Here is a 6,839-nt window from a genome sequence, read left to right as displayed (position 1 = left end):
GAGGGCAAACTCGGGTTGGAGGCGCCGGTCGGCGGCGCGATCCCGGCGGTCCGGACCGTCGAGGACGTGGGTCCGAACCGGGTCGACCGCGTTCGTGGCGTGCTCAACGGCACCGCGAACTTCGTGCTCTCGCGGATGGCCGCCGAGGGGCTGAGCTACGACCACGTGCTTTCGGAGGCCCAAGACTTGGGCGTCGCGGAGGCCGACCCGACGTTCGACGTCGACGGGACGGACGCCGCGCTCAAGGGCGTGATCGTCGCGAACGTGCTCCGGGAGGCCCGGGACCGGGCGGCGCTCACGCTCGACGACGCCGAGGTCGAGGGGATCGAGTCGCTGCCGGCGAGCGCGCTCTCGCTGGCGGGCGAGGACGGGCGGACGGTTCGGCTGATCGCCGAGGCGACGCCCGACGGCGTCCGGGTCGGGCCGCGGTTAGTGCCCGAGAACGGGACGCTCGCGGTGACCGGCACCCAGAACATCGTCCAGATCGAGACCGATCACGCCGGCCGGCTGAACATCTCGGGACACGGCGCCGGCGGGCCAGAGACGGCGTCTGCGGTGCTGTCCGACGTGGGGCGGCTCCCCCCGCGCTGAGACCAGAACCACGGTACAGTGGCACAAACCGCCGTACACGGCCGGATTACGGCCGGGCGTATCGAAATGGTTTTACGGCGTTCTGCCGAACGTTTCCCTACAGCGCCTTTAGCGCGTGAATCCACCATGAGCGAAGACAAACCGCACCAGAACTTGGCCATTATCGGCCACGTCGACCACGGGAAGAGTACGCTCGTGGGCCGGCTCCTCTACGAGACAGGGAGCGTCCCCGAGCACGTCATCGAGCAGCACAAAGAGGAAGCCGAGGAGAAGGGCAAGGGCGGCTTCGAGTTCGCCTACGTCATGGACAACCTCGCCGAGGAGCGAGAGCGAGGTGTCACCATCGACATCGCCCACCAGGAGTTCGACACCGACGAGTACTACTTCACCATCGTCGACTGTCCGGGCCACCGTGACTTCGTGAAGAACATGATCACGGGCGCCTCGCAGGCCGACAACGCGGTGCTCGTCGTCGCGGCCGACGACGGCGTCGCGCCCCAGACCCGAGAGCACGTGTTCCTGGCCCGCACGCTGGGTATCAACGAGCTCATCATCGGCGTGAACAAGATGGACCTCGTCGACTACAGCGAGGACTCCTACAAGGAGGTCATCGGCGAGGTCGAGGACCTGCTGAACCAGGTCCAGTTCGCGACCGACGACACGACGTTCATCCCGATCTCCGCGTTCGAGGGTGACAACGTCTCCGAGGCCTCGGAGAACACGGGCTGGTACGACGGCCCGACCCTGCTGGAGGCCCTCAACGACCTGCCGGAGCCGGAGCCGCCGACGGACGCGCCGCTCCGACTGCCGATCCAGGACGTCTACACCATCTCCGGTATCGGGACCGTCCCGGTCGGACGGATCGAGACGGGGACGCTCAACACGGGCGACAACGTCTCCTTCCAGCCGTCCGACGTGGGCGGCGAGGTGAAGACGATCGAGATGCACCACGAGGAGGTGCCCAGCGCTGCGCCCGGTGACAACGTCGGGTTCAACGTCCGCGGCATCGGCAAGGACGACATCCGCCGTGGCGACGTCTGTGGCCCGGCCGACGACCCGCCCAGCGTCGCGGAGACGTTCCAGGCGCAGGTCGTCGTCATGCAGCACCCGAGCGTGATCACCGCCGGCTACACGCCGGTGTTCCACGCCCACACCGCGCAGGTCGCGTGTACGATCGAGTCGATCGACCAGAAGATCGACCCGTCGACCGGCGAGGTCGCCGAGGAGGACCCGGACTTCATCAAGTCCGGCGACGCCGCGGTCGTCACCGTCCGCCCGCAAAAGCCCCTCTCGATCGAGCCGTCGAGCGAGATCCCGGAGCTGGGGAGCTTCGCCATCCGCGACATGGGTCAGACCATCGCGGCCGGCAAGGTCCTGAGCGTCGACGAGCGATAGATGCCCGAGCAACAGGCCCGCGTCCGTCTCACGGGGACCAGCCCCGAGGACCTGGACGACATCTGTGACGACGTCCGCGAGATCGCGGAGAAGACGGGCGTCTCGCTGTCCGGCCCCATCCCGCTCCCGACGACGGAGCTCAACGTTCCCTCGCGGAAGTCCCCCGACGGCGAGGGGACCGCCACGTGGGAGCACTGGGAGATGCGGGTCCACAAGCGGCTCATCGACATCGACGCGGACGAGCGCGCACTCCGCCAGCTGATGCGGATTCAGGTCCCGAACGACGTCTCGATCGAGATCGTCCTCGAGGACTGAACCTCTCCCGTTCTCACGTTTTCTCACGCCGGCCAGCGACTGCTGGGTCGGCGTGCTCGGCGGTAGCGCGACGGCGTGGAAGCGCAACGTTCAAACCGCTCCCCCGCCTCGATTCGACTGCGGGCTCGTAGATCAGTGGTAGATCGCTTCCTTCGCAAGGAAGAGGCCCTGGGTTCAAATCCCAGCGAGTCCACTCCTCCCGTTCTCTCACTCGCTGAGAGTTCACTCATAGCTGCGTTACTCCCGAAGGTCCGTCGTCGTCGATCGACAGCAGAAACCCGATCCTTCCGACCCTCTCCTCAGCCGAACGTGACCTCGATCGTGAACCGGATCACTTGGACGCTGTCGAGGTCCTCGGCCGAACAGGAGAGCCGGTCGTCGGCGGGACGCGAGCAGTTCATCCCCCCGTCCTCGAGGTACCCCGCCCACGCGTCAGTCGCCGGGGTCGTGAAGTTGAGGTCGAGCTGGTCGACATCCGTTTCGTCGAGCTCCACGTTGCGGTTCGTTCGGACCGACCGGACCAGCACCGTGCGTGACCCGGCGATGCGACGCTGTTCGACGACCAACTCCACGACCGGGAGGATCACCCGCCGTTCGGAGATCACGAAGTTCGGCTCGACGAGCATCACCGAGCCGTCGGACTGGATCCGCGTCACCGCGCCGCCGGCGTAGCGGATGCGCGTCCCCTCGGCCTCGTACACGATGGAGTCAAGACTGTCGTTCCCCGTCGAGAACGCCAGCGAGTCCCCCTCGGCCGAGACGTTCAGTACCGTCGGCTCCCCCCGGCCGAGGCTGGCCTCGGCGAGCCGGATCTCCGTGCCGCGGCTGGGGGCGCCGCGGGCGGTGATGTCCTCGATGTTGTTGGCGAGGACGTCGAACGCCCGCTGGGCGTTGTTGACCCGTTCGGCGTCGCGCACGTCCTGTAAGCCGCCGTAACCGACGGTGAGGACGGTCCCGACGGTGAGCAACACGAGCGAGAACACGAGCACGAAGCCGACGGTGTCGCTCACCCCGCGGCGATCACGGATCACGCTCGAACCTCGGTCAGCGTGGGCATAAGCGTTCGGCAGTCAGGCGTCGTCCTCGAGCAGCCCCGACTCCTCGAGCAGGACGTTCTGGAACTGCTCGGCGACGCCCGGGTCGACTTGGGCCACGTCGTCGCCGTCGTGGACCGATTCGTTGTGGGCCTCGATCCGGTCCGCGAGATCCGAGAGGGGGACGCGAGTGGTGGTCTCACACTCGGGACAGTGGATCGGTACCTGCGGGCCGTCGTCGTCGCTCATACTCGTGAGTCGGCAGCCGCGACCATAAGCGCCCGGGTGGGGCCTACACGTCGTGGTCGGCCTCCTCGGCCGGCACGACCTCCACGCCGCGGTTGTTCACGGCGTGGGGGTCGAGTCCCTGTTCCTGCATGAACTGCTTGTACAGCCGTTCGGCGGTTTCGCCGTCCTTCTGCTTGTCCGACGCGCGGTCACAGAGTTCGACGAGATCCTCGGGCACCTCGTTTGTGTGGACGATCCAGTGGTTGATCAGGTCCGAGAGCCGCCGGATGGGCGAGGTGAAGTGGCCGTAGATGTCGAAGTTGAGCGCGTGGTGGCCGCCGAAGGGGTCGTTCATGTACTTCGCCCGGGGCATCACCTTCAGCACGGCGCGCTGGATCTTGTCCAGCGAGCGGCCGGGCGACTCCTCCAGCGCGGCGTTGACCGCCTTCCGCGGGTCGTCCCCGAAGGCCTCGCCCGGGATGGAGACGCCGTCGAGCTCCTGGATCTCCTTCAGCGCCTCGTTCCACTGGTCCGGGGTGGGCTGGGGGTGGACGCGGTACATCGCCTCGACGCCGCGGTCCCACATCAGCGTGTGCGTCACCGCCTTGTTCGCCTTGAGCATGCACTCCTCGATCATCGTGTGGGCGCGGTCCCGACGGGGGTTCAGCACGAGCGATCCGTCCGCCTTCCGCTGTTCGTGCATGCGGTCGGCGAGGTCGAACGCCAGCGTGTTCTCCTCGTGCAGCGGCGCGTCCTCGTCGTCGAGCCGGTGCTCACACTGGGTGTAGGTGAGCCGCTCGTCGGAGTTGATGACGGACTTGTAGATGTCGATCTCCTCGAAGGAGAGCTCCTCCTTGTCGAGATGCATCTCGACGGTGTGGGCGAGTCGGTCCTCCTCGGGGACGAGCGAGCAGACCGTCTCCGCGAGCGCCGGCGGGAGCATGTGGGTGGTGTACCCCGGCAGGTAGACGGTGTTACAGCGCTCGACGGCCTCCTCCCACATCAGCGAGTCCGGGTGGACGTAGTGGCTCACGTCCGCGATGTGGACGTAGAGCACGTACTCGTCGTCGTGCTCCTCGACGGAGAGGGCGTCGTCGAAGTCCTGTGCGTCCGCGGGGTCGGTGGTCCACGCCGTCAGGTCCCGGAGGTCCTGCCGGTCGTCGAGTTCGTCCTGTATCTCCTGTTCGACGTTCTCGATTCGGCGCTCTGCCTCCCGCATCACTGCGGGCGGGAACTCGTCGCGGAGGTCGAACTCCTCGAACAGCTCCTCGCGTTTCTCAGCCAGCGCCTCGTCGAGGGCCTCGGAGATCAGCACGGGGCCCTGCCCCTCGGCGGTGCCGGCCTCGGCCTGGGCGTCGTCAGTTTCGCTCATGGGTGCCGTTGGCGGAGCCGGCAGGTAGGCGTTTCGGGGCGACCGGGGCGTCGTCGCCCCGCTTCCGGGCGCGGGGGCGCGGTTCGGAGCGGGCGATTTATCCCCCGAGACGGCCCACAGGCGGGTATGGAGATCAGCTCCCGCCACCACCTGCGCAGCGACGCCGTGGCCGAGATCGAGGACGCGCTCAGCGAGGGGCTGGGCGTCGAACTGGACGCCGACACCTACGAGCTGGTGGAGCTGGAGGACACCGAGTTCGACGTGGTGCTGGTCGACGGCGACCCGGACGTGCTGTACTACGACGGCGAGCCGTTCCTCTCCGTCCGCGGGGCCAACGCCCACCCGCCCGCGGAGGGGGTCGTCACCGTCGACGCCGGCGCGGTGTCGTTCGTGAGCAACGGCGCCGACGTGATGCGCCCGGGGATCACCGAGGCCGACGAGACGATCGAGGAGGGCGACCTCGTCGTGATCGTCGAGGAGAGCCACGGCAAGGCGCTGGCGGTCGGGCGCGCGCTGGTCGGCGGCGAGGAGATGACCGGCGACAGCGGGAAGGTGATCGAGTCGCTGCACCACGTGGGCGACGACGTGTACGAGTTCTCGGTGTGAGCGGCGATCCCGGTTCCGTCGCCGGAACACAGTCCCTTTGAGCGCGCGCGACCTCGGTGGGTGCATGAGCGAACACTCCGAGGCCGAGGGCGACACCGCGCGGAGCTACCGGCTCGACCGGCTGGCGGGGTTCTCGGTGATCGGCGCGTTCGTGTTCTCGCTGGCGCTGCTGTTCGTCGGCGAGCCGCTGTTCTGGGTGCCGTTCGCCCTCGGCCTCGGGATCGGCCTCCCGGGCTTCGCGATCCTCGCCGACCGGGAGCGCGACCGCGAGGGTGAAAGCGGGCCCGCGACGGCCGACGGCTCGACGGACGAGTAGTCAGGGCACCTCGCCGGGCATCGAGCCGCGGTACCAGCGACCCGTCTCGGTGCCACAGCGCGTGCAGTGGGCGACGATCGCCGCCTCGTCGTCCGCGCGGCCGAGGTCGTTATCGGTTTCCTCCTCACAGTCCGGGCAGTGGCGCAGCGTCACCGACTCGCCGTACGAAAGCGGCGCGCCCAGCGCGATCGCGACGACGCGCTCGTCGCCGCGGTTCCAACCGCGCTGGAACTCCTCGGGACCGAACCGGACCGCTTCGCCGGACTCCACCTCAACGTCGCCGGCCTCGGTCTCGAACGTCGCCGTCCCCTCGATCACGTAAAACACCTCCTCCTGAATCTCGTGACTGTGGTAGGCGTACGCGAAGGAGTCGCCCGGCTCCAGTTCGTAGTAGTTCATCGCGAGATCGGTCAGCCCGAGCGGTTCCGTGAGGCTCCGGACCACCGCGGCGGGGCCGATCCGGTCGTCCATCTCGTCGACTGCGAGACGCTCCATAGTCGGGTGGTGGAGCGAACGGACAAAAAGCCGCGCCGCGATCAGTCGAAGCCGCTCACGAGCGTCACTGCCCACTGCGCCGGGTCGGGATCGCGCCGGAGTTCGACGCGTTCGACCCACTTCACCCACTGGAACCCCCGGCGCTCGGGGGCGACCAGCCGCGCGGGCCCGCCGTGGCCGTGGGCGAGCCGCGAGCCGTCGATCGCCGTCGAAAGCAGCGCCTCGCGGGCCTCCGCGACGGGGAGGCTCCAGCGGTAGCCGGTGACGCTGACGAACCGCACCCAGCGTGCTTCCTCGGTGCCGGTGTCGACGCCGGCCTCGTCCAGCAGGTCGCCGACGCGGACGCCCTCCCAGTTCTGGATCGTGTACCAGCCGCTGGTGCAGTCGAGCGTCGCCCGCCGCTCGTCGCCGGCGGCGGCGAGCGTGTCCTCGTAGTACGACTGGTCCGGCGCGAAGTTGAGGTACGGCCCCTGGGTCGTGATCTCGC

Annotated in this window: 9 protein-coding genes, 1 tRNA gene and 1 pseudogene; 6 read left to right on the top strand and 5 right to left on the bottom strand. The window is 68.3% G+C overall.

The window, feature by feature from the left end; all coding sequences use genetic code 11:
• The 4 genes and pseudogenes from ACFR9S_RS07910 to ACFR9S_RS07895 form a co-directional block, all read left to right on the top strand.
• Positions 1–591 (top strand): annotated as a pseudogene (locus ACFR9S_RS07910) (homoserine dehydrogenase); the annotation flags it as partial.
• A 126-nt stretch (positions 592–717) separates the two neighbouring features.
• A complete protein-coding gene (gene tuf / locus ACFR9S_RS07905) occupies positions 718–1,986 on the top strand; it encodes a translation elongation factor EF-1 subunit alpha (RefSeq protein WP_379731488.1) in 1,269 nt (422 codons plus the stop codon).
• Complete coding sequence (gene rpsJ, locus ACFR9S_RS07900; protein ID WP_053947221.1) at positions 1,987–2,301, top strand: 30S ribosomal protein S10; 315 nt, start codon at positions 1,987–1,989, stop codon at positions 2,299–2,301.
• Between the two features lie 121 nt (positions 2,302–2,422).
• A tRNA-Ala gene (locus ACFR9S_RS07895) sits at positions 2,423–2,494 on the top strand.
• A gap of 106 nt (positions 2,495–2,600) precedes the next feature.
• On the opposite strand, the gene ACFR9S_RS07890 is transcribed toward ACFR9S_RS07895, so the two are convergent.
• Genes ACFR9S_RS07890 through ACFR9S_RS07880 form a run of 3 tightly spaced genes read right to left on the bottom strand, consistent with a single transcriptional unit; the run spans position 2,601 to position 4,935 of the window.
• On the bottom strand, positions 2,601–3,332 hold the full coding sequence (locus tag ACFR9S_RS07890; RefSeq protein WP_379731490.1) for a DUF7289 family protein: 732 nt from the start codon (positions 3,330–3,332) through the stop codon (positions 2,601–2,603).
• A gap of 39 nt (positions 3,333–3,371) precedes the next feature.
• A complete protein-coding gene (locus ACFR9S_RS07885) occupies positions 3,372–3,584 on the bottom strand; it encodes a hypothetical protein (RefSeq protein ID WP_379731491.1) in 213 nt (70 codons plus the stop codon).
• 43 nt (positions 3,585–3,627) lie between these two features.
• Positions 3,628–4,935, bottom strand: a complete 1,308-nt coding sequence (locus ACFR9S_RS07880) for an RNB domain-containing ribonuclease (RefSeq protein WP_379731492.1) — start codon at positions 4,933–4,935, stop codon at positions 3,628–3,630.
• A 126-nt stretch (positions 4,936–5,061) separates the two neighbouring features.
• On the opposite strand from ACFR9S_RS07880, the gene ACFR9S_RS07875 reads away from it, so the two are divergent.
• Both ACFR9S_RS07875 and ACFR9S_RS07870 read left to right on the top strand, forming a co-directional pair.
• Positions 5,062–5,541, top strand: coding sequence for an RNA-binding protein (locus tag ACFR9S_RS07875; RefSeq protein ID WP_379731493.1), 480 nt, complete (start codon positions 5,062–5,064; stop codon positions 5,539–5,541).
• Positions 5,542–5,605: 64 nt separating this feature from the next.
• Positions 5,606–5,857 (top strand): hypothetical protein, encoded by a 252-nt coding sequence (locus tag ACFR9S_RS07870; protein WP_379731494.1) that lies wholly within the window; start codon positions 5,606–5,608, stop codon positions 5,855–5,857.
• Here the strand turns inward: ACFR9S_RS07870 and ACFR9S_RS07865 are convergent, their stop codons facing one another.
• Both ACFR9S_RS07865 and ACFR9S_RS07860 read right to left on the bottom strand, forming a co-directional pair.
• The gene (locus tag ACFR9S_RS07865; protein WP_379731495.1) at positions 5,858–6,352 is read right to left on the bottom strand and encodes a cupin domain-containing protein; all 495 of its coding nucleotides are present in this window, start codon (positions 6,350–6,352) and stop codon (positions 5,858–5,860) included.
• Between the two features lie 41 nt (positions 6,353–6,393).
• A partial coding sequence (locus ACFR9S_RS07860; protein WP_379818384.1) for a molybdopterin-dependent oxidoreductase occupies positions 6,394–6,839 on the bottom strand: 446 nt, incomplete at its 5' end.

It is taken from the genome of Halolamina salina, from assembly GCF_042678005.1.
Taxonomy (GTDB): Archaea; Halobacteriota; Halobacteria; order Halobacteriales; family Haloferacaceae; genus Halolamina; species Halolamina salina.
Note: the sequence above shows the minus strand (reverse complement) of the source record. Positions and strands in the feature narration are given on the sequence as shown.